The organism is Pseudoalteromonas sp. JC3 (genome assembly GCF_030291895.1).
Lineage (GTDB): Bacteria > Pseudomonadota > Gammaproteobacteria > Enterobacterales > Alteromonadaceae > Pseudoalteromonas.
In genome coordinates this window covers 594853-615317 of sequence record NZ_CP127856.1, presented here as the reverse complement: position 1 = coordinate 615317, position 20465 = coordinate 594853, and the positions used below count along the sequence as shown (strand labels likewise).

Sequence of the window (20465 nt, the reverse complement as noted above, 5' to 3'; positions counted from 1 at the left end):
TTACTAAGTAAAATACTGATCTACATTTCCGTATCATGTCATTGAGATCAGAGTTTTACTAACTTTTTAGAAGTAAATGACCTGAGGTTTAGATAAAGCGCAGTGACGCCAGTGGCGGGGCAGCAATTGGCTTGGTATAGATCACTATTTTACTAACTTAATGTAAGCAACTTTGAAAGAGTAAGAAAGGAAAAGCCACACCCGAATATGGTCTGGCTTATTTAACCGAAGCTCAGGTTATTTAGATAAAAACTACTGCTTATCTACCACAAAGCCCGCAAAGCCAAGGGCTTTAAAGAAAGGTTTGGCAATGCCAAAACCTGCGGTGTCTAGCAACTCTGCAAGGCGCATTTTATCCACGGGGTAAAACTCATGTTCTAAATTCACCCTCATACGCTGCTCGCCAACATCAGTCAGCCCAAGTTGTTTGCAAACAATTAATTGCGCTTCACGTTCAAAGCTTGTCGCAGGTTTTTCTAAGTCGGCAATAAAAAGACGCCCATTCGACTTTAGCTGCTCACTCATTTGTTTAAACAAGCTTGCTTTATCGCCGTTATCTTTTACAAAGTGCATCACCAGCAAGCACAATACTGCATCCGCTTGGTAGGCCTGTGGTGAAATCGCGCCATGATGGATCTGCACACGCTCCTGTAGACCCAACTTAGTAAAATGCTGATCTGCAATTGCCAACATATCAGCAGATACATCTTGCGCTATAAACCGCCAACTCGGGTTTAGCTGAGCAAGTTCTACAATTTCTTTGCCTGTCCCTGCACCCACAACCAAAATGGTTGCGCTATCTGGGTAAAGTGCTAAAAGTTGCGCCCCGGTAAGTTGGTGAATTAACGCATAACCTGGCACCAGTTTTGTGATCCTAGAGTCGTAGTTTTGGGCTTCTTCGCCCGTAAAAGTCGGCATCCAAATTTCCTTATGTTTGTGGTACTAAATTTAAAGATGAGTAGCCTCCCGGCTGTTTATTCACATGGATACGGGTGGCGATCCGCTCGCTCATCTGAGCAACATGCGAGATCACTCCAACCTTGCGGCCTTGTGATTGCAACGCGTCTAGTGCATCAATTGCGACACCTAGCGTCTCGGGGTCTAACGTACCAAACCCTTCATCAATGAATAATGAATGTATTTGCACTTTATTTGATGAAAGCGCGGCAAGTCCAAGTGCTAAAGATAAAGATACCAAGAAGGACTCTCCTCCTGATAAGGTGTTGACGCTACGTTGTTCGTCAGCCATGTCTTTATCTATGACCGCAATTTCTAAAGATTGCTCGATATTGGTAAGCAGATAACGTCTAGAAAGCGTATGCAATTGCTGGTTAGCATACTGCAATAAGATTTTTAGCGTTTGCGTTTGTGCCCAATTACGCAACTTTTTGCCTGTTGCGTCGCCTAATAACTTATCTAGCAAATGCCACTGCTCGTAGTCTTGTTGCAACTGAGCGAGATTTGCGGCTTGCAAAGAGAATTGTTGTTTATTCTGAGCATCAACCTCTAATGCACTTTGCACTTGTAGTAACTGATTTTGAGTTTGTTCAAGTGCTTGCGTCGTCTCGGCATGACTTTGCTTAACTTGTTCACTATCAACCCCATCAGGGTACTTACTTTCAAGTTGGCTGAGTTCTTCACGCTGATGACTAAGCTGCAGCTTAGTGTTTTGAAAGGCTTGTTGAACTTGCGCACACTTTTCTAAATTCGCTCGAGCTTCATCCAAAGAAACCTCAAGTAACGCTAATACTTTTACTTTGTCTAGCTGCCCTTGCTGGTCGAGCAACCATTGTTCAAAACGCGCATCAAGTTGCTGCAACCGGGATGTTTGCTCGGCAATTTGCTTTTCTAGTTGCGTCAGACTGTGTTGGGTCTTTTCACGCTGTGCTTCGGTTTGGCTCAGCGCTAGCTGGGTTTGTGTGATCTGCTCTCGGCTTTGCTGTTCTTGCAGCTTAAGCTCTGCAATCCAATCATCCAATCTGGTGTGCTGCTGTGGTAAGTATTCAGCACGTTCGCGATTGAGGCGTTCAATATTCTGCTGATGTTGTAAAAGCGTATGTTCTAATTCTTCAAGTCGCTGCGCTTCATCTTGTTTTTGTTGACTGACAAGATGTAATTGATGCTCAAGCTGAACTTTTTCCGCCGTTAACGCATCGGTGCGCTCGGTGGTTTTTAACCAAGTTTGCACCCCCGTTTTAAGTTGCCTAATGGCAGCTTGAGGAGATGAATCAAAGTCTTGCCACCACGACTTATCGGAAATTAACGCTTCAAGCCGATTGCGTAAGGCAGCCACTGTTTGTGATAGCTGATCATATTCGGTTCGCAAAAAGGCAATATGATTACCTAAATCATGGTGCTGCTGCTGAAGTGCCTGCCCTTTATGTTTAGCCTGCTCGAGGTGTTGTTGTGCCTGCTGAACCAATTGCCACTGGCGGTCGATATTATTGCGTAACTTGGATAGTTCATTTAGCCGTGACTGAATACTCACGAGTTGCAATTCAGCTTGCTCAGCGCTGCCAACTTTATACTCATCACTCAACGCATCTAGTCGAGCGCGATTCTCATTTATTTGCTTAGTGCAGTGAGCAATTTCCTGAGTGACTGACTGCCATAGCGCATTTTCACGCTCTTTTTCACCGACTTGTTGATTATAACGCTGCAACACTTGCTCACGAGCTTGCTCAGCAGCTTGATACTGAGACCGAAAATCCGATAGTAACTGCTCCCAATGGGCATCGATGTGCTCTACACCATAAGGATGTTCTTTTGAGCCACATACCATGCATTCTTGCCCTGCTCGCAATTGAGCGCGTAAATCGCTGATCCGCTCACTTGCGCGTAACTGCACTTGCTCCAAGTTATCACGAGTTAGGGCTAGGCGCTGCTTAGACAACTCATCTTGCTGCTTGGTATCTCGGATCAGTATCTCAAGCCTTTCCAAGCCAATATGATGTTGAGTTTGTTGCGATCGTAGCTGATGCAGCAAGGCATCTCCTTCTTCGATACTACGATAAGCCTGCACGCATAGAGACCAATTCTGCAATGCCAGATTTAGGTCTTGTTGAGTCAAAGGTGCGAGTGCTTCTTTTAATGCGGAGAGCGCGCTGGCTTCGGTGTCGTAAACCTTTTGTAGGTGCTGTACCTCAGCCTCATGCTTGCTCAATTGTGTACCTAGCGCTTGCTGTTCGTTCGGTAATTTTTGCAACTGGACTTCGTAATCATTACGTTGTTGTTGGTACATTTGCAGATCATCGAATTGAGGTTGAACCACGTTCCATTGCCCGGCAATATTGCTAACTGAGTGCAAATTCGCTTGCTCATGCTCTAACTGCTGTAATTCAGTATCGATTTCGCCTTGTTGCACTTGATACTTCTGTATTGCAGCCTCATGTTGCGCAATAAGATTGGCGTGTTTATCTAGATAGGGCTTAGTTTCTCGTTCTTGCGCTTTATGTAGGCTCAGCTTTTCATCCAATATACGAATGCTGTTAAAGCTTGGTTCTAACTTTACAAAATTGGCTTGCTGCGTAATAAGCTGCTGTTCCAGTTGCTGCTGTTTTGCTTTGAGCGTTGTAATGGCGGATGCAAAATCTTGTTGCTGCAGTGCTAGCCGCTCTTGAGATAGCTGCGCAACGCGTTTATCCGCCAGCTCATGCTGCTCACGGTTATCACGCATCTCATTGGCTTTTAAGACTTGCTGCGCATATTCCTGCTGTGGCTTTCCCTCTTCTATTTGCTGCTCAAGCGTTTGTAGTGAGTGTTCCACCTCAGCTATTTTTTGCTTTCTTAGCTCGACATCCGCGAGCCATTGCAGCTGAGCCTGCAGCTTTGTACTTGTTTCTTGTTGTCGATTTCTTGTATCAAGCAATCCCAACTTCTGTGCTTCAAGTTCGGCTTGCTGCTCTGGTGACAAGAGCACAATTTGACCTAGCCTATCTTGCTGAGATTGCAGCTCAGTTTTCTTTTGCTTGTGCGCTTCAAAAACCGCTTTACCGATATTGCTGAACTTTTCGGTACCCGTAAGACATTCTAGTAACTGAGCCCGTTCATCTCCCCCTGCCTTCAAAAACGCGGAGAATTCATGCTGAGCAAGCAACACAGCTCGAGTAAACTGTTCAAAGTTAAGCCCGACTAGCTGTTCGATTCGTTGTTCTGTTTCTTTTTTCTTCTCACAGACTAGGGTCATATCTGGTAGGCTAAACAACTCAATAGTGGCAGTTTTTAAATTACCTTTAGGGCTTTTTTTAGCGCGCTCTACCGACCAACTAGCTTGATAACGTTTGCTATCTTGAGCAATAAAAACCACGCTAGCAGATGCCGCAACACAGCCCCGACGCAATAGGTTTCGCGGGTCGTTTAACTTAATGTTATCGCCATTAAAGGCAACTTTCTCTTTGTCGTCCGATTTTAACCGTGCGGTTTTGCCATAAAATGCAAGGCAAACCGCATCCAGTAAAGTGCTTTTTCCCGCCCCTGTATCACCGGTAATGGCATAAAGACCGGTGTCTTTGAGTGGTGCCGCAGTAAAGTCGACTTCAGCACTTTCTATAGAGGCAAGGTTGGTGATTAATATTTTTTCAAGTTTCATTGCACTACTCCTCCATGCTCGCGATCACTTCTGCTAATTTTTCATGCAATGTCGCGGGTGCTTTTTTCTGCTCAGGTTCAATTTCGCGATAGGCAATATCCAACAAGGTATTGGGCGATAACGATTCAACTTTGCCCAAATCTTCAAACAACCACTCACTGGCGGCTGCGCCTTTAGACACCCGCTCAATACCACAAAACTTAATATCCTTCCCTTTTAGCGCTTCATCAATCTCGGCTCGAAAGCGGCTATTGGTTTCAGCTGCAGATAATTTTAAGCGAACATAGGGAGCGCTATCGAACTTGCTAAAATCCTGCGCCGCGATAGCCTCGCATAATTCAGCCAAGCGCTTTGCACCATCTTCAGGGATATATAACACATCTTTAAAACGGGGAACGTAAAGGGGGTTTACATCGACCAGACCTTGCTCATTAAATTCAGCGAGCAATACTTGATGCTTATAATTGCGTTCGGAAAATGACATTGGCAAAGGTGTGCCGCAGTATCTGATAGCACTTTGCTTAGCGACGGTTTGCGCTTTATGTAAATGGCCTAGCGCAACATAGTCAAACTGCTCGCCAAACACGCCGGCAGACACCGCATCAAAGCCGCCAATGTTGAGGTTACGCTCAGAATCTTCAGAAATCGTTCCACCCTTGGCGTGCAGATGCCCCATTAGCACAATAGGACCTTTCACTTCTTCTATCGTGCTTAGCGCATGCTGATAAGCTAATTGTACCCCGGTTTGATAGTCAAACTCGTCATCTAGCGGTTTTGGTAAATCAGCACTGCGCAAAAATGGCATTGCCACAACATGCATATGCTGCGCGGCGATGGGTAAATCGATAACAACTTGTTCAGGCGCTTGCTTGTTAAAGCGTCCAATAACATGGGTGTTGAATAAGGTTAAGAGTGGTTTTGCGGTTTCAATGCGATTAGCGGAATCGTGGTTGCCTGCAATCAGAATAATGTGCAGCTTAGGACACAGTTGAGATGCTTTTTGGATAAAGGTATACAGTTGCTTTTCAGCACTCGCGGGCGGTGTTGCGGTATGAAAAATATCACCGCTGATCAACAGTACATCAATTTGCTGTTCAACCAGCGCATCGCATAGCCAGTCTAAAAACAGCTGATGCTCTTCACTGCGATCATGCTCGTAAAACGATTGCCCTAAGTGCCAGTCAGACGTGTGTAAAACCTTCATTTAGCGTTCCTTTTCCTATAGAAACGCTAATATAGCATCGTCGAGCAATATTCGTCTTGTGAATATTGACGCTTTAACAGCTTAGTGAGTCAACTGCCACCAAGCAAAAATGATTATAGGTAATGCCAGTAAAAAGAATTTAGCAGGTAACTTGAAAACACGACTATGCTTATCTTGCACGCGTTTAATCGCCGATTTCTCGTTACAGGCAGCTACTTTATCAACATAAAAATAGCCGTCATCTAAATAATCTTTACAGTTTTGTTCGTCTGCAGGAATTGCAACAAACTTCTCTTGTTTTTTTAGTATGTAGAAATCCATACTGCCCACCACATTTGATTCGCTAAACGGGTATTTAGTACAGAGCAAAACTAACGCCAGTTTTACCCATAGATTGTAAAGTGCGCGATTTTAAAGACAAACTTGGGTCAATATCAACAACTAATTTTGTTTTCTTTATTTATTTATAAAATGTAGACAATAACCCAGCAAAATACCTTTTTGGCATACAAATTAATTTTTTTGAGCATTGTATTTTTTCTATCAAAAACAACAGATTAAAAAACACTCAAAACAGCGTAATTTCAGTCGTGCCTAAATCTTGTTACTTTATCTCAAAACTTTGATTTATGTGTTTTTATTTGTCAGTTTATTGACACGTAGAAGGTTTTATTTGTCTTCCTTTGTCACCATGCAAATCCCCTCTACTCACTCCGAGCAAAAACTGAAATAAAAATGTTTATTGGTCAATGCTTTGGCACGATAAAATGGGAAATAACAATGAAAAAATCAACACCAGCCATGCCTTTATTGGTTGCACTAGCGCTATCCGGTGTCGCACACGCCAGCGCCATTTCGCAAACCAAAGGGCATTTTGAAGATAAGTTTCGCCAATTAGATGAGACTTTACCGACCCCAAATATCTACCGCAGCGCAGCCGGTGAGCCCGGAGAGCGTTATTGGCAACAAAAGGTGGATTATGATATTGATGTAAACTTGGACGAGAAAGCCAAAAGGTTAACCGCTACGCAGACCATACATTACAAAAATAACTCTCCTCACACCCTCAAATATTTATGGCTACAATTAGACCAAAATATCTTCAAAAATGATTCAATTGCTGAACGCACTGCAACTTTTGGGAACGAATTACAGAGTAATCCGGTTACAAAACATGCAAAAATTTCACTAAATCAACTCAGACGCCAGCAGTTTATGGATGACACTGAGCTTGGTTTTATCATCAATAATGTCAAGGACGGTCGCGGTAAACCGCTCAAGGTCACGATTGTTGATACCATGATGCGTGTTGACCTAAACGAACCACTCAAATCAGGTAAAGATCTACAATTTAGTATGGACTTCGCCTTTAATATTGTTGAAGAAGATGCCGTTGGCGCACGTTCGGGTTATGAGCACTTTGAAAAAGACGGTAATGACATCTTTTTGCTCGCGCAATGGTTCCCTCGCCTAACGGCGTATACAGATTATGAAGCTTGGACCAACAAGGCGTTTCTTGGCAGTGGTGAATTCACGCTCGAGTTTGGTGACTACGACGTTGAAATCACGGTGCCGGCCGATCATATCGTTTCTGCAACCGGTGAGTTAGATAACCCAAAGCAAGTTCTGAGCAAAACCCAGCGTGACAGACTAGCGCAAGCAAAAACAGCAAAACGCCCGGTATTCGTCGTTACTGAAGAAGAAGCACTAGAGAACGAAAAAGCGGGTACAGACGACACCAAAACGTGGCGCTTTAAGGCCAAGAATGTGCGAGATTTTGCTTGGGCTTCATCACGTAAATTTATGTGGGATGCTAAAGGCTATCAGCAAGGTGGTGACGAGCAGCCTCTCGTGATGGCCATGTCATTTTTCCCCAAAGAGGGGGGGGACTTGTGGAAAAAGTACTCCACCGAAGCCGTTATTCATACCATGGAAGTCTATTCACGCTTCTCGTTTGATTACCCCTATCCAACCGCGCAATCAGTAAATGGTCCTGTCGGTGGGATGGAATATCCGATGATCACTTTCAATGGTCCGCGTACGAAATTGCAAGATGATGGCTCTCGCACCTATTCACTGGCCGAGAAACGTTTTTTAATCGGCGTTGTCATTCACGAAGTAGGGCACATCTACTTCCCTATGATAGTCAACTCAGACGAGCGCCAGTGGACATGGATGGATGAGGGCCTCAATAGCTTTTTAGATGGCGTTGCTGGCCGCGAATGGGATCCCACCATTCCTTGGGGCGTTGAGCCAAGAGATGTTGCTGCCTACATGAAATCTGAAGATCAGTCTCCAATCATGACGCAATCAGACAGCGTATTGCACTTAGGCCCAAATGCCTACACGAAACCTGCTGCAGCGCTTAATATTCTGCGCGAGGTGATTTTAGGCCGTGAGCTATTCGATTTTGCATTTAAAGAATATGCCCTACGCTGGAAATATAAACGCCCAACGCCAGCTGATTTCTTTAGAACGATGGAGGAAGCTTCTGGGGTCGATTTAGATTGGTTCTGGCGTGGCTGGTTTTACAGCACTGATCATGTCGATATCTCACTAGATAAAATCTATCAATTGCGGTTGGACACCAAAAACCCAGACATCGACTTTGGTCGCCTACGTGAGTTTGAAAAGAACAAACCAATGTCGTTATTCGTCAAACGCAATCAAGAACAAGGGCGCGCACTTTGGATTGATAAAAACCAAGACATAACAGACTTTTACGATAATAATGACCAGTTTACGGTAACCAATGAAGAACGAAATGAGTATCGTGAGTTTTTATCTGAGCTTAAACCTTGGGAAAAACGTACTCTTGAGCGCGCGGTAAAAGAAGACAAAAACTATTACGTACTTAAGTTTAGTAATGTCGGTGGACTCGTGATGCCAATCTTACTTGAGCTCACGTACCAAGATGGTAGCAAAGAAGAGCGGACTATCCCTGCCGAGATTTGGCGTCGCAATGCCCGTAACGTCAGCAAGCTAATTATTACAGATAAAGATAAACCGCTTGCGTCCGTGACCGTTGACCCGCGGTGGGAAACTGCTGACGTTGATATTGAGAATAACCATTACCCAAGACGCATTATAGAATCTCGCCTAGAGCTCTATAAAAAGAAAGAACGTGAAGGTAAAGTGTATCGCGATATCATGCAAGACGTTAAAGCCGAGCTAAAACCACTTGAAGAGAAAAAGGATAACTAATGAAAACCTGGCGCTTAGCCTGTTTATTTGTGCTGATTTCACCGCTTTGTCAAGCGCACCAATTAAAAGCAGCGGTCAGCACGGTGTTATTTAACGAACGCAGTGGTAATATCGAAATCATGCACAGATTCTATCTCCATGATACTGAGCATGCGGTAGAGAGCCTATTTAGTCACAATGCCGATATATTTAACAATGTTGCTGATAGAGTAAGCTTTGCGAATTATGTCAGTAAGCGCGTTGAATTAAAAACAGGCGCAGGGAAAGTGCTGCCTTTAAATTTGGTTGGTGCGGAAATCGATGGCCAATTCTTTTGGGTATATCAAGAAACCCCGCTGTTCTCACCAATAACAGAGCTTAAAATGCGTCACAATGCACTCAGAGATGTGTGGTCAGAACAAGTCAATTTAGTAAACTTCGAAGGCAAAGGAAAAGTCAGGTCGCTGCACTTTGATGGTAATGATGATTGGCTAAGCGTCACGTTTTAGGTTATCTAACTCGCTAAAGTTAAAAGGCACTCCGGTGCCTTTTTTACTTTATCAACTCAAGTTCTGCGCTAAAGTTAAAGAATACTTTTTAATGCACGATGAGGAAAAGGAATGATAGCCTCAATAAAGCTGGTGTTGACCTGCATATTACTGACGTCATTTAGCGTCTGTGCAAACGATTTAGTGCGCTATAACATCTCTAAAGAATTTGCAGATCCAAAACAAGACTACTACATCGCGTTATTAAGGCTGGCTCTAAATAAGAGCCGCGATAAATATGGCGCTTACCAACTCAGTGAAAACTCTTTCGATCATACCCCTCAAGGACGCACCTTAGAAATTTTGGAGCAAGGGAAGCTTTTAGATGTTCACTGGAGTATGACATCCATCAAAAGAGAAAAGAGTTTAGCGACGGTATATGTGCCGCTACTAAAAGGAATGATGGGCGCGCGTTTATTTCTCATCCACAAAGATACCGAAGAAAGACTCTCTTTGCTTCACTCTCCCGCCCAATTAATGAGTTTCACGCTTGGTAGTGGTATCGACTGGCCCGATACTTCAATCTACGAAAAAAATGGCTTTGTTGTAGTCACTAGCATGGCTTCTTTGCTACCAAAGATGTTAGAAGAAAAACGCTTTGAGCTCTTCCCTCGCGCACTTCACGAACCATGGACAGAGTTACAAAGCATGGATAGCACAGTAGTAGAGTCTAGGTTCGCGTTTTGTTATCCCACTGCTATGTACTTTTTCGTCAATAAAAATAATAGTCGACTCAAGGAACGCCTTAGCTATGGCCTCAACAAAGCAATAGAAGACGGCTCATTTGATAGACTATTTTTCAATCATCCAATTACTCGTGAAGCCATTGCAAAAGCCAAATTTGAGGATAGGAAAGCTTTAAAACTTCAAAACCCAAACTTGAGTGGTCACACAAGGGATACCCTGTTTAACGCCAAATATACTTGGCAACCTATCCACCAGTGCATATCGCCCAACTAGGTCCAGTCCAGCGTGATAAGCTACTGACACTTGAATTATCGGCTTTGGTTAATTAATTTGGGATTGGTATGTGTAAGTAAGGGATCTCTAGTTTTTTGTAGATTTATCAGCCTAATCAGTAATTCGTTTTATACGATAACATCGCACACCAGCGCTTAGTGCCTAAGCCCTGTTTATCTTTCAAGTTTGTTTTTGCAGCAACGGTCAACAGGCCCTAGAACTTTCAGCTAGAATGAATTCACCACCAACAAATAACACAAATAAAGAAGGCCATTACCTTGATCAATATTCCACCCAATATCCCACGCTCAAACAGCCCGATTGGTCGAAAGCTTGGTAGCTTGATGCTTAAGATGATGGGGTGGAAGATAGCTGGCACCTTCCCAAGTGAAGAAAAGTTTGTAGCAGCCGTCGCGCCGCATACGTCAAACTGGGACTTTTTTATTGGCATTGCTGTCAAGCTTGCACTTGATGTTGAAATTCGCTTTTTAGGCAAGCACACCATTTTTACCCCACCATTTGGCTGGTTATTACGCAAATGGGGTGGAATTCCGGTTAGACGAGATACACCGCATGGTATGGTCACGCAGGTTCGCGATATTTTTAATGCCAGCGACAAATTGATTTTGGGCTTAGCTCCAGAAGGAACTCGTAAATACACTCCAGAATGGAAAAAAGGCTTCATCTACATTGCGCAATCCGCCGAAGTCCCCATTGTGCCTATGGCAATAGACTACCGCAGTAAAACTTTTGTTATTATGCCTGCGATCGACAATACAACAGAGCTCACGCCAGATCAGTTACTTAATCAAGTCAAACTACAATTTTCAAAACAAATGGCAAAATACCCTGCACACGCATCAGGACTATGAATAAAAATATCGATGAAGATCAAAAAGATTAAATTGAAATACCATTATTTCAGACAAAAAATAATAAAACTATCAGCTATTTCAAAAAATAAAGCTAATCCAATCAAACACTTTGAAACAGCACACTTTGATTACATTAGCTTGACAATTACAAGCCATAACACACTTAACACGCTCACATTGTAAAGATTTGTTAATGACATTTATACATATATATCATGAAGATATTTAATTTTAACCATCATCAATGAAAACATTCAGTAAATTAAAAGTTGATAAGAAGACCGCATCATGAATAGTATTTCACTACTTATTAACGTCATCGTGGTGAATTATGCGAGTGCTCATTGTTGCATTACTTATTGGTTTTATTGGAATTGCCTTTTGGAAAATGATGCCAGAAGCTCAACCTTCACAGGTAAATTTAATTCAAACTTCACACAACTTAGAAACTGATAACCAGGCAACTCCAAAGCATGAGACGCTTGAATCGAGCCCTGAGCAGGTCACCCCTACAGCGACGCCAATACAAAAGGGCAACGACTTTTACGCTGTGAATAAGGTATCAAATAAAGCAAAAGCAGTGCTTTCAGCCGCAAAGGTTTTACCACAAGATTTAAGCAACGAAGCGTATATTGAGTTTGACTTACCTACACTAAGAGAATTAGAAGGCGGTGATAACTTTGAATTGTTAATTCCGCAAACACAAGAGTCATTTGTAGCAGAAGTGACAGGCATATCTTTAGCGGAAAACGGCGATAAAAGTGTTTTTGGTAAGGTAACCGGTGCTGATGGTCGTTTCCATACCACCGTTTTAACCGTAGGCAAAGACGCCGTATATGGTCAACTTACCGCCCCAAGTGGCAACTATGTATTTGAATCAAAAGATCAATTTGGCTGGATTGCTGCCAAGCGAGACTTATACCGCTCCCACAAAGAAGAAGAACTACATCCGCATGATAGCCATGACGAAACAGACCATAACTCAGTTTCTGTGAAGAAAGATATTTTTCAACCCAAAAGTAACGTTAACTAAAAAGAAAGGAAAAACAATGAAAACAACAGTAAAGGCAGCATCGCTGGCAACGGCACTCGCTCTATCTGCAAGCGCATCAGCAGTAACCGTCGATATCGGCATTCTTTATACCGATCAATCTGCGGCTGCTACGTCAAACATTAATACTAAAATCAATCAGCTGATTGCGTTTACAAACCAAGTTTACAGCCAAAATGGCATCGATCTGCAACTACGTCTTGCAGGTACACAAAACTTAGGTAACTACAACATCACACCAACGAGTGCTTGGTTAGATTCTGTGACTAACAGTAGCTATGTAGCTAACCTTCGTAATACTTGGCGTGCAGATATGGTTGCGGTACTTGGTACAGGTGAGCGCAATGGTAACTACATCACATGTGGTCTAGCTTGGGTAGGTCAAGGTAGCAATGGCAACCTATATTCAAGCATGAGCAACCGTATGTTCAGCATTACAGGTATCGATTGTGGTGCAACAACCTTTGTACATGAGCTTGGTCACAACCAAGGTCTAGCGCATTCACGCAAACAAGGTGACACCAGCGGTGGTGTATACGTTGATGGCATGGGCCACGGTGTACAAGACAACTTCGCTAGTATCATGGCTTATCCACATGTATTTGGTAATGCAACACAATACGACTACTTTGCAAACCCGAACTGGTCTCTTGGCGGCGTGCCTTATGGTGTAGTTGGTCAATCATATGCTTGGAAAACGGTAGATGCGACTAAAACGAGTATCGCAAACTTCAAGTAATCGCAATGTAGTTAATTAAGCACTACTGCAATAAGTTAAAGTTTCAAACTAAAACACACCCAAACCCGCGCTCTTAGCGGGTTTTTTTGTGTTTTGTATGCTTATTTTTCCAGCCATTGATTGATTTCTTGATACATAAAGTCGCGGATTAGAGGTTGCGCTTCTTTGTTGGGGTGTAAGTTATCGCTTTGCATTAATTCCGGTTTGGCCGCCACTTCTAGCATAAAGTAGGGCATTAGGTAGCTACCGGTTTGCTCTGTCACTTGTTGGTAGCTCTCGGTAAACATACTGGTATAGCGAGGACCTAAATTAGGGGGGATTTGGATTTCCATTACGGCAACGTTGGCGCCTGCTTGTTGGCTAGATTGCACCAGCAGTGTGAGATTTGCCTTTAACCTTTTTACAGGAAATCCGCGTAGGCCATCATTACCACCCAATTCGATTAATACATGAGTAGGCGAAATCGCTTTCAATTGCTGATTTATTTTTGCCACAGCATTACCTGTTGTTTGACCGCTAACGCTAACATTGATAATTTCGATCGGATTTTGTTCTGTTTCGTATTTATTTTGTAACAATTTAACCCAACCATCATCTTGTTTCAGGCCATAAGCGGCGCTTAAGCTATCACCAACTATCATGAGTTTTTGCTTGGCATTTGCGCTTAACGGCGTCATTACAATAACAAGTATGAACAACAACTTTAGGAAATAGTACTTCATGTCAGTGCTTTCTCAGTTAAATATGATCCAAGTAAAAGGCCTTACTAAACAGGTCTCTACCGTTGAAGATAATCTCACTATCCTTAGTGATATCGATTTCACTGTCAAGTCAGGTGAGTCCGTGGCTATCGTTGGCGCTTCAGGCTCAGGTAAGTCAACCTTACTTAGTTTGCTTGCCGGATTAGATATCGCATCCAAAGGAGAAGTTCATTTAGATGGCGAATCATTACAAAAAATGGATGAAGAAGCTCGAGCTCAACTGCGAGCAGAAAAAGTCGGCTTCGTATTTCAGTCATTTATGTTAGTGCAAAGCTTAACAGCACTTGAAAATGTGATGCTTCCTGCTGAATTAGCTGGGGACAAAGGTGCAAAAAATCAAGCGACAGAGTTATTAGAAAAAGTTGGCTTGTCTCATCGTCTAACGCACTATCCTTCACAACTTTCGGGTGGCGAACAGCAACGAGTGGCTATAGCCAGAGCCTTTGTTGGCAAACCCAAAATCCTATTCGCCGACGAACCATCGGCTAATTTAGACAGCAAGAACGGCCATCTTATCGAGCGTTTGCTGTTTGACCTAAACAAAGAGAATGGCACCACTTTGGTGCTTGTTACCCATGATGAGCAACTCGCTCAACAGTGTGATCGCATCATTCATATTGAAGCTGGAAAACTAGAAGTAATAAAACAAGGAGCGGCTGTCAATGTGGTTTAAGTTAGCACTTACTTTATTCTCTAGGGAATTTAGACGAGGCGAGCTCACCATCATCCTAGCTGCAATTGCGCTTGCAGTATTGACTGTGTTTAGCTTGTCTTCCATTACCGAGCGGATCCGTTTGAATCTAGAACAAAAATCCGCAGACTTTATCGCTGCTGACAGGCGGCTTTCGAGCAACCATGATTTCGACGACCGAGTACTGACCACAGCACGAGAGTTTGGCTTAAATACCGCCAAGCAAGTATATTTTGACTCGATGTTATTTGCCAACGATGAGTTAATACTTGGCGCGCTAAAAGCGGTGACAGATACATATCCACTTAGAGGTAAACTTACTTTAAGAGATAGCCTTAATGGCGAGAATTACCAAGTTCAAGCCGCTCCGAAAAAGGGCAATGTATGGCTCAGCGAAGGCTTGTTTTATTCCCTTGGCCTTAAAATTGGCGATGTGGTAGAAATAGGGGCAGGGCAGTTTACAGTGAGTAAGGTGCTTATTAGCGAGCCTGATGCCCCTTTCTTCTCGCTGGCGGGGAACAAACGCGTCCTTATTAATCATGATGATATTGCGGTGACTAAAGCCATTCAACCCGGGAGCCGAGTATTCTACCGACTATTATTTTCGGGCTCAGAGCAGCAGCTGGGAGAGTACTACACTTGGCTCAAGCCACAACTCAAAAGCAACCAATCTTGGCAGGGAATAAAAGATAGGCAATCACCTTTAGGTGAAAACTTAGCTCGCTCAGAGAGCTTTTTGCTCCTTGCTGGACTATTTGGGATCATGCTCGCTGCCGTAGCGATGGCGGTTTCTGCAAAGCGCTACTGTGAGCGCCAATATGATCCCGTCGCCATGATGAAAACGCTCGGAGGTAGTCGCAAAACCATCCGCCGTATTTATCTTTTACACCTTTCTTTAGTGACCTTTTTTTCCGTTGTAGTCGGTCTTGCTATCGGTTACGGGCTGCAAAGTGTTGGGGCCGCTTACCTGATTAACTTTATGGATACGGCCCTGCCTGAAGCAGGGTTTAGGCCTTGGCTGTTGAGCATTGCCGTGGGTGTGGTGTGCGCAATGATGTTTTCATTAAAACCACTATTAGATTTATTTGATATCCCGCCGCTGCGCGTCCTAAGACGCAACCTTGGAGACACCATCGCGATTAGTCGAATTCATATGGCGCTTTCAGTATTAACAATTTTCGGGTTAATGTGGCTATTTAGTCGCGATATTAAGATCACCGCGATTTTATTCGGCGCAACCTTGCTACTCATGGCCGTGCTATACGTGATCTCACGACTATTATTTTCAGCGGGCAGAAAACTCGGGTTGAGTCCGGGCTCAAGTTGGTCTCTTGCCATTGCCACACTGCAAAAACGTGCCAATGCAAATGCGGTACAGCTTATTAGCTTTGCTCTAGCTATCAAATTAATGTTGTTTTTAGTGGTGCTGAAAAATGACATGATCTCAGATTGGCAGATGCAAGTGCCTGAAGACGCACCCAATGCATTTTTTATCAATATAATGGAACAAGAAATTCAGCCAATGCAAAGCAAACTTGATGAAAGTGGCATCAAGCATGAACATTTTTATCCGGTCTTTTTGGGTCGTGTAAATGCGCTAAATGGCGAAGAGTTTGCACGCAGGGTCTCACTGCAAGAGGGTGAAGAAAAAGACGAAGATGCACGTGATGGGGTAGGGCGTGAGCTCAATCTTACTTGGTTAGATGAATTGCCAGCGGGTAATGAAGTAGTCGATGGCGAGTGGTTTGATGACTCTGATGCGCTTCAAGTTTCCGTCGCTCAAGGGCTTGCCGAGCGGGTAGGGATAAAAGTGGGGGACACGCTTAGCTTCCTAATCAATAGTCAAACAATTGAAGCCAAAGTGACGAGTTTACGTAGTGTCAATTGGGGCTCGCTGAAACCTAACTTTGTGATGATATTCAACGATAAAATCGCCGGCCAATTCCCTGTGACTTACTTTACTGCCGCCAAGCTTGAAATAGCAGACACTAAGGTTATTAGTCAGTTTTTGAAAGCGTATCCAACAATTAGTATGATCGACATTCAGAGCCAGCTCAAACAGGCACAATCGATGATTTCTCAAGTCTCACTGGCGATTAGCTTTGTACTTAGTATCGTGCTTATCAGCGGTTCTTTGGTGCTCATTTCTCAGGTTCAGGCAAGCCTTGCCGAACGTATGCAGGAAATCGTTATCTTGCGCACACTCGGTGCCAAAGGTCGTTTGATAAAACTCGCCACGCTTTATGAATTTTTATTACTTGGCGGATTAGCAGGACTGGTAGCTGCCGTGGTCAGTGACATTGCACTGTTGGTGATCCAAGTTCAAACATTCGATGTGGATGGCCGTTTGCACCCCTATATTTGGCTATTAGGGCCTGCAACTGGCGCAACATTCGTCGCTGTGATTGGTTACTTTATGGTGGCGAACACGATGAAACAAAACACGCAAGGGCTACTACGCAAACTCGCATAAAACTTCGAAAAGACTAAAAAGTGGCTCACCGTTACCATCAGTGAGCCACTCATCTCGCAAAAGCAAAACTCCATCGTCTTGATCTTTACAAACTTCAATTACGTACCTACCTTTAAGTAGGGCTACGCAGTACACATGCGAAACCAAAGGATATTAAAAATGGATAGGATACCGGTTAAAGGCATTATTTTTGACCTAGATGGCACACTAGTGACATCTGAACTCGACTTCTCACTTATTCGGGCGCAAATTGGCTGTCCGGTAGGGCAAGACTTACTCAGTTTTATCAGTACATTGCCTTCACCTTACATGCGTGAAGAGGCTATGAACATCGTCCACCAACATGAATTATGTGACGCACAGCACTGTGAAGTTATTCCTGGAGTTAAGGAGTCTGTTGCGCACCTTTCGAGAATGGGGGTCCCGCTTGCCGTTGTGACCAGAAACTTTGCAAAAGCGGCGCGATTGAAGCTTAAAACAGCGGGATTGCCAATTCCATTGATTTTAACGAGGGACGATGCGCCAGCCAAACCAGACCCAGCCGCGCTGCTGCAAGTTGCTCAGACCTGGCAAGTGCCACCTTATCAATGTGTTTATGTTGGCGACTACCTCTACGATATAGAGGCGGCACATAACGCCAACATGCCGTCATGCTTGTTTGCCCCTAATGACAAACCTCACTACGCAGAGCAAGCAGATGTTGTCATTAGTCACTTTGCGGAGTTAGTGGATGCGCTGTACACGCTAGACATAAGAAGACACCGCTACTTAGCCTAGCGCGATAACATTGAAGCTATCAGTTATGTGTTATTTGGTAGTTTGCCTTTTTTCCCTCAGTCGACTCAAACGACCCTTTATCACCCACGGCAATAGCATCAACATCGCTTTGTACCACTGTAAAATTACTATGTGCTTTACCGTGCTTAAAACGACCATCGTGCATCAATACAACCTTGCCTTGTTGCCCAGAAAAGCACCCGATTACTGCTTCAAAGCCATTAAACTCAACATCTCCTTCTTCGGCATAGTGAAGCTGATAATAAACTTCGCTACTGCCTTCAATTTCGCCTTCGTAACTGAGGCTCACCACGGCTTTGGAGAGTTTGGCACCATCATCAAATTGTTTTTCTGTGGTTTCTTGCCAATTGATAATTTCGTACACACCTGTTAGTTGCATCGCATTTCCCTTAATTTTATAGTAAAAGAGTTTGACCTTGCTCTGCAGTTTTATGCAGCTTGTTTTAAATCTAGCACGCAATTTAAAATTGGTATTGTAAAAACGCGACAACAAACAATGAGCTCTATCCATAACAAGGCAGCGATGAAATCTAACCTTAGTCCAGTCACCGGTGTACTCCACCAACAACAAAGCGCTCCAAACTACCAGCTTAAACGGTATTTCCCATGCGCAGAGTTAAAAGGTCTTGTCGAGCAATTTTGGTTTGTCGACTGGTGTTTGCCGGATAATAAAACCCATACACAACGAAACTTACCAGATCCCAACTTTCATTTACTGCTAAGTACCGATGAGATAAAAATTATTGGCCCTGTAAGCAAAGTATACGATTACACAATGCATGGAAAAGGGCAGCTCTTGGGGGTTAAATTTAGGGTCGGTGCCCTAGTAGAACAATTTGATATCACTCCTTTGGCATGTGTCGATAAAACCTTTTCTTTGCAGCATCTTTGCGATGTGCCGTCAAGTTCGCTTGTTTCTTCATTAACCATGGCAAGTGATGATGCAGAGCGGGTAAAAGTGCTATCACAATTTTTAATGTCGTTTACACTCCCTCAAAGCACAGGTGCTGCTATGGCCGAAGGTATTCTCAACACCTTGCAAGATCACAGCGATATTTTTACGGTTGAGCAACTTGCCAAACAATGCGACATGCCAATACGACAAATACAAAGGCTTTGCCAACACTACATCGGTTTTAGTCCTAAATGGCTAATTCGAAAGTACCGCTTGCACCAAGCACTTGCACTGCTTGAATCCAAAGCGACTACAATGGCAGACATTGTTGCTCAGTTGAACTATACCGATCAGTCACATCTTATTAGAGATTTTAAAGAAATAATCGGTACCACTCCCAATCGTTATCTCAAGCGTCCCTAACAGGTACTTCGCCTCTATGTGTTGTAATGCCCCTTTACAACGCCACAACGCAATGACATTAAGCCTCAATCGCTTTACAAATTAGTGCAATTGTACCGTTTGTCATCGAGACATTTAACGCTTCTCTATCTGGGTGACACTCCATTGCAAGTGCAAAACCATGTAAATAATCAACCAGTAAGCAAATCGCATCTTGTTGTGCCTGCCCCTGTAATTCAAGTGTTTGAGTGATCTCCTCAAATCGAGTTTGAAACACTTCAGCTGGACCTACTGAGTCCATTGATAGCAGCACAGTTAACAGCCCCGGATAGTCGTCGAGTAGCTGTAAATAACTTACACTGAGCTTTTGTAGCTCTGTTTGCCACTGTTCATCGCAGCTAGGTTCATATATTTCATCGACTAAAGAGCAGGTCAAAGCTTCGAGCAAAGCCTGTTTGTTTTTAAAGTAGTGATAAATTGCCATCGCATCGACATTTAGGCTGCTCGCCAACGCTCGAATACTAGGCACTTTTCTACTTTCCTTCATCTGCAATTTGGCTGCTTGTATGATCCGCTCCTGACTTAGTGCTTTACCTTCCGCTAACGGTCGGCCACGCTTCTTATCCTTGACACTCATTGTTTACTCTCGCTAAGATAAAATAAATTCTACAGTGTAGAATTTATTTTATCTTGAAATAGTTTAGGGTTCAATTGGAGTATAAAATGGCAAACATCGTCTATATTGGGGCAAGCCTAGACGGCTTTATCGCGGATAAAAACAACCACTTAGACTGGCTACATGATTTACCCAACCCTGAAGGTTCAGACTTGGGGTTCGCCGATTTTATGGCCCGCGTAGATGCCATCATCATGGGACGTAATACCTTTGAGACAATCCAAGGATTTGATTGCGACTGGCCATACAATAAACCTGTTTTTGTATTAAGTAATACGCTTAAAGAAGTGCCAAAAGTCTTTTCAAATAAGGTATCGCTTGTACGGGGTGAACTGACAGATATCGTCGAACAACTGGCTCAGCAGGGCTTTAAAAATCTATACATTGATGGCGGAAAAACCATACAAAGCTTTCTTCAACAAGATCTCATTGATGAGCTAATTATCACGACCATTCCAACTATTTTAGGTGGCGGAATACCTTTATTCGGAAAATTAAACGAACCGCTTAAATTTAGACATGTGAATGCTGTGAGATATTTAGATTGCGTGGTAAAAAATTACTACGTACGCCAAAGATAACCCTAAGAAAGCGCTTAAAATAAGCGCCTGCAGTATGCAA

18 protein-coding genes are annotated in these 20465 nt (G+C 43.4%); 11 read left to right on the top strand and 7 right to left on the bottom strand.

Annotated elements, in window-relative coordinates:
* Window positions 1-252: 252 nt before the first annotated feature.
* From QSH61_RS21400 to QSH61_RS21385, 4 genes are all read right to left on the bottom strand, one after another.
* Window positions 253-918 carry a class I SAM-dependent methyltransferase gene (locus tag QSH61_RS21400; RefSeq protein ID WP_010605596.1) on the bottom strand — a complete coding sequence of 222 codons (666 nt, stop codon included), beginning with the start codon at window positions 916-918 and terminating at the stop codon, window positions 253-255.
* 10 nt (window positions 919-928) lie between these two features.
* Window positions 929-4588 (bottom strand): SbcC/MukB-like Walker B domain-containing protein, encoded by a 3660-nt coding sequence (locus QSH61_RS21395; RefSeq protein ID WP_206471870.1) that lies wholly within the window; start codon window positions 4586-4588, stop codon window positions 929-931.
* Window positions 4589-4592: 4 nt separating this feature from the next.
* Entirely contained in the window at window positions 4593-5792 is a 1200-nt protein-coding gene (locus QSH61_RS21390; RefSeq protein ID WP_206471869.1) for an exonuclease SbcCD subunit D, read from the bottom strand.
* Window positions 5793-5873: 81 nt separating this feature from the next.
* Window positions 5874-6113, bottom strand: coding sequence for a hypothetical protein (locus tag QSH61_RS21385; RefSeq protein ID WP_010376069.1), 240 nt, complete (start codon window positions 6111-6113; stop codon window positions 5874-5876).
* Between the two features lie 459 nt (window positions 6114-6572).
* Here QSH61_RS21385 and QSH61_RS21380 point away from each other — a divergent pair, with 459 nt between their 5' ends.
* The 6 genes from QSH61_RS21380 (at window position 6573) to QSH61_RS21355 (ending at window position 13148) form a co-directional block, all read left to right on the top strand.
* Window positions 6573-8996: a M1 family metallopeptidase gene (locus QSH61_RS21380; protein WP_174169116.1), complete on the top strand. Its 2424-nt coding sequence runs from the start codon at window positions 6573-6575 to the stop codon at window positions 8994-8996.
* Window positions 8996-9484 (top strand): DUF6702 family protein, encoded by a 489-nt coding sequence (locus QSH61_RS21375; protein ID WP_206471868.1) that lies wholly within the window; start codon window positions 8996-8998, stop codon window positions 9482-9484. The genes QSH61_RS21380 and QSH61_RS21375 overlap by 1 nt, the downstream gene beginning before the upstream one ends.
* A 111-nt stretch (window positions 9485-9595) precedes the next feature.
* Window positions 9596-10483 carry a transporter substrate-binding domain-containing protein gene (locus tag QSH61_RS21370; RefSeq protein ID WP_010605591.1) on the top strand — a complete coding sequence of 296 codons (888 nt, stop codon included), beginning with the start codon at window positions 9596-9598 and terminating at the stop codon, window positions 10481-10483.
* Window positions 10484-10761: 278 nt separating this feature from the next.
* The gene (locus QSH61_RS21365) at window positions 10762-11355 is read left to right on the top strand and encodes a 1-acyl-sn-glycerol-3-phosphate acyltransferase (RefSeq protein WP_206471867.1); all 594 of its coding nucleotides are present in this window, start codon (window positions 10762-10764) and stop codon (window positions 11353-11355) included.
* Window positions 11356-11689: 334 nt separating this feature from the next.
* Window positions 11690-12391: a protease inhibitor BamI-like protein gene (locus QSH61_RS21360; protein ID WP_206471866.1), complete on the top strand. Its 702-nt coding sequence runs from the start codon at window positions 11690-11692 to the stop codon at window positions 12389-12391.
* A gap of 16 nt (window positions 12392-12407) precedes the next feature.
* Window positions 12408-13148, top strand: coding sequence for a reprolysin-like metallopeptidase (locus QSH61_RS21355; protein WP_010605588.1), 741 nt, complete (start codon window positions 12408-12410; stop codon window positions 13146-13148).
* A 101-nt stretch (window positions 13149-13249) separates the two neighbouring features.
* On the opposite strand, the gene QSH61_RS21350 is transcribed toward QSH61_RS21355, so the two are convergent.
* Entirely contained in the window at window positions 13250-13870 is a 621-nt protein-coding gene (locus QSH61_RS21350) for an arylesterase (RefSeq protein WP_206471865.1), read from the bottom strand.
* On the opposite strand from QSH61_RS21350, the gene QSH61_RS21345 reads away from it, so the two are divergent.
* The 3 genes from QSH61_RS21345 (at window position 13869) to QSH61_RS21335 (ending at window position 17850) form a co-directional block, all read left to right on the top strand.
* Entirely contained in the window at window positions 13869-14582 is a 714-nt protein-coding gene (locus QSH61_RS21345; protein WP_206471864.1) for an ABC transporter ATP-binding protein, read from the top strand. The two genes, QSH61_RS21350 and QSH61_RS21345, sit on opposite strands and share 2 nt — an antisense overlap.
* Window positions 14572-17073, top strand: coding sequence for an ABC transporter permease (locus QSH61_RS21340; RefSeq protein ID WP_102058178.1), 2502 nt, complete (start codon window positions 14572-14574; stop codon window positions 17071-17073). The genes QSH61_RS21345 and QSH61_RS21340 overlap by 11 nt, the downstream gene beginning before the upstream one ends.
* 159 nt (window positions 17074-17232) lie before the next feature.
* Window positions 17233-17850 (top strand): HAD family hydrolase, encoded by a 618-nt coding sequence (locus tag QSH61_RS21335; protein WP_010605585.1) that lies wholly within the window; start codon window positions 17233-17235, stop codon window positions 17848-17850.
* 19 nt (window positions 17851-17869) lie between these two features.
* Here the strand turns inward: QSH61_RS21335 and QSH61_RS21330 are convergent, their stop codons facing one another.
* Window positions 17870-18250, bottom strand: coding sequence for a DUF3224 domain-containing protein (locus tag QSH61_RS21330; RefSeq protein ID WP_010605584.1), 381 nt, complete (start codon window positions 18248-18250; stop codon window positions 17870-17872).
* Between the two features lie 144 nt (window positions 18251-18394).
* Here QSH61_RS21330 and QSH61_RS21325 point away from each other — a divergent pair, with 144 nt between their 5' ends.
* Entirely contained in the window at window positions 18395-19189 is a 795-nt protein-coding gene (locus tag QSH61_RS21325) for a helix-turn-helix domain-containing protein (RefSeq protein WP_248298685.1), read from the top strand.
* Window positions 19190-19247: 58 nt separating this feature from the next.
* On the opposite strand, the gene QSH61_RS21320 is transcribed toward QSH61_RS21325, so the two are convergent.
* Window positions 19248-19805, bottom strand: a complete 558-nt coding sequence (locus tag QSH61_RS21320; protein ID WP_206471862.1) for a TetR/AcrR family transcriptional regulator — start codon at window positions 19803-19805, stop codon at window positions 19248-19250.
* Window positions 19806-19891: 86 nt separating this feature from the next.
* On the opposite strand from QSH61_RS21320, the gene QSH61_RS21315 reads away from it, so the two are divergent.
* Window positions 19892-20425, top strand: coding sequence for a dihydrofolate reductase family protein (locus tag QSH61_RS21315; RefSeq protein WP_206471861.1), 534 nt, complete (start codon window positions 19892-19894; stop codon window positions 20423-20425).
* The last annotated feature ends 40 nt before the right edge of the window (window positions 20426-20465 follow it).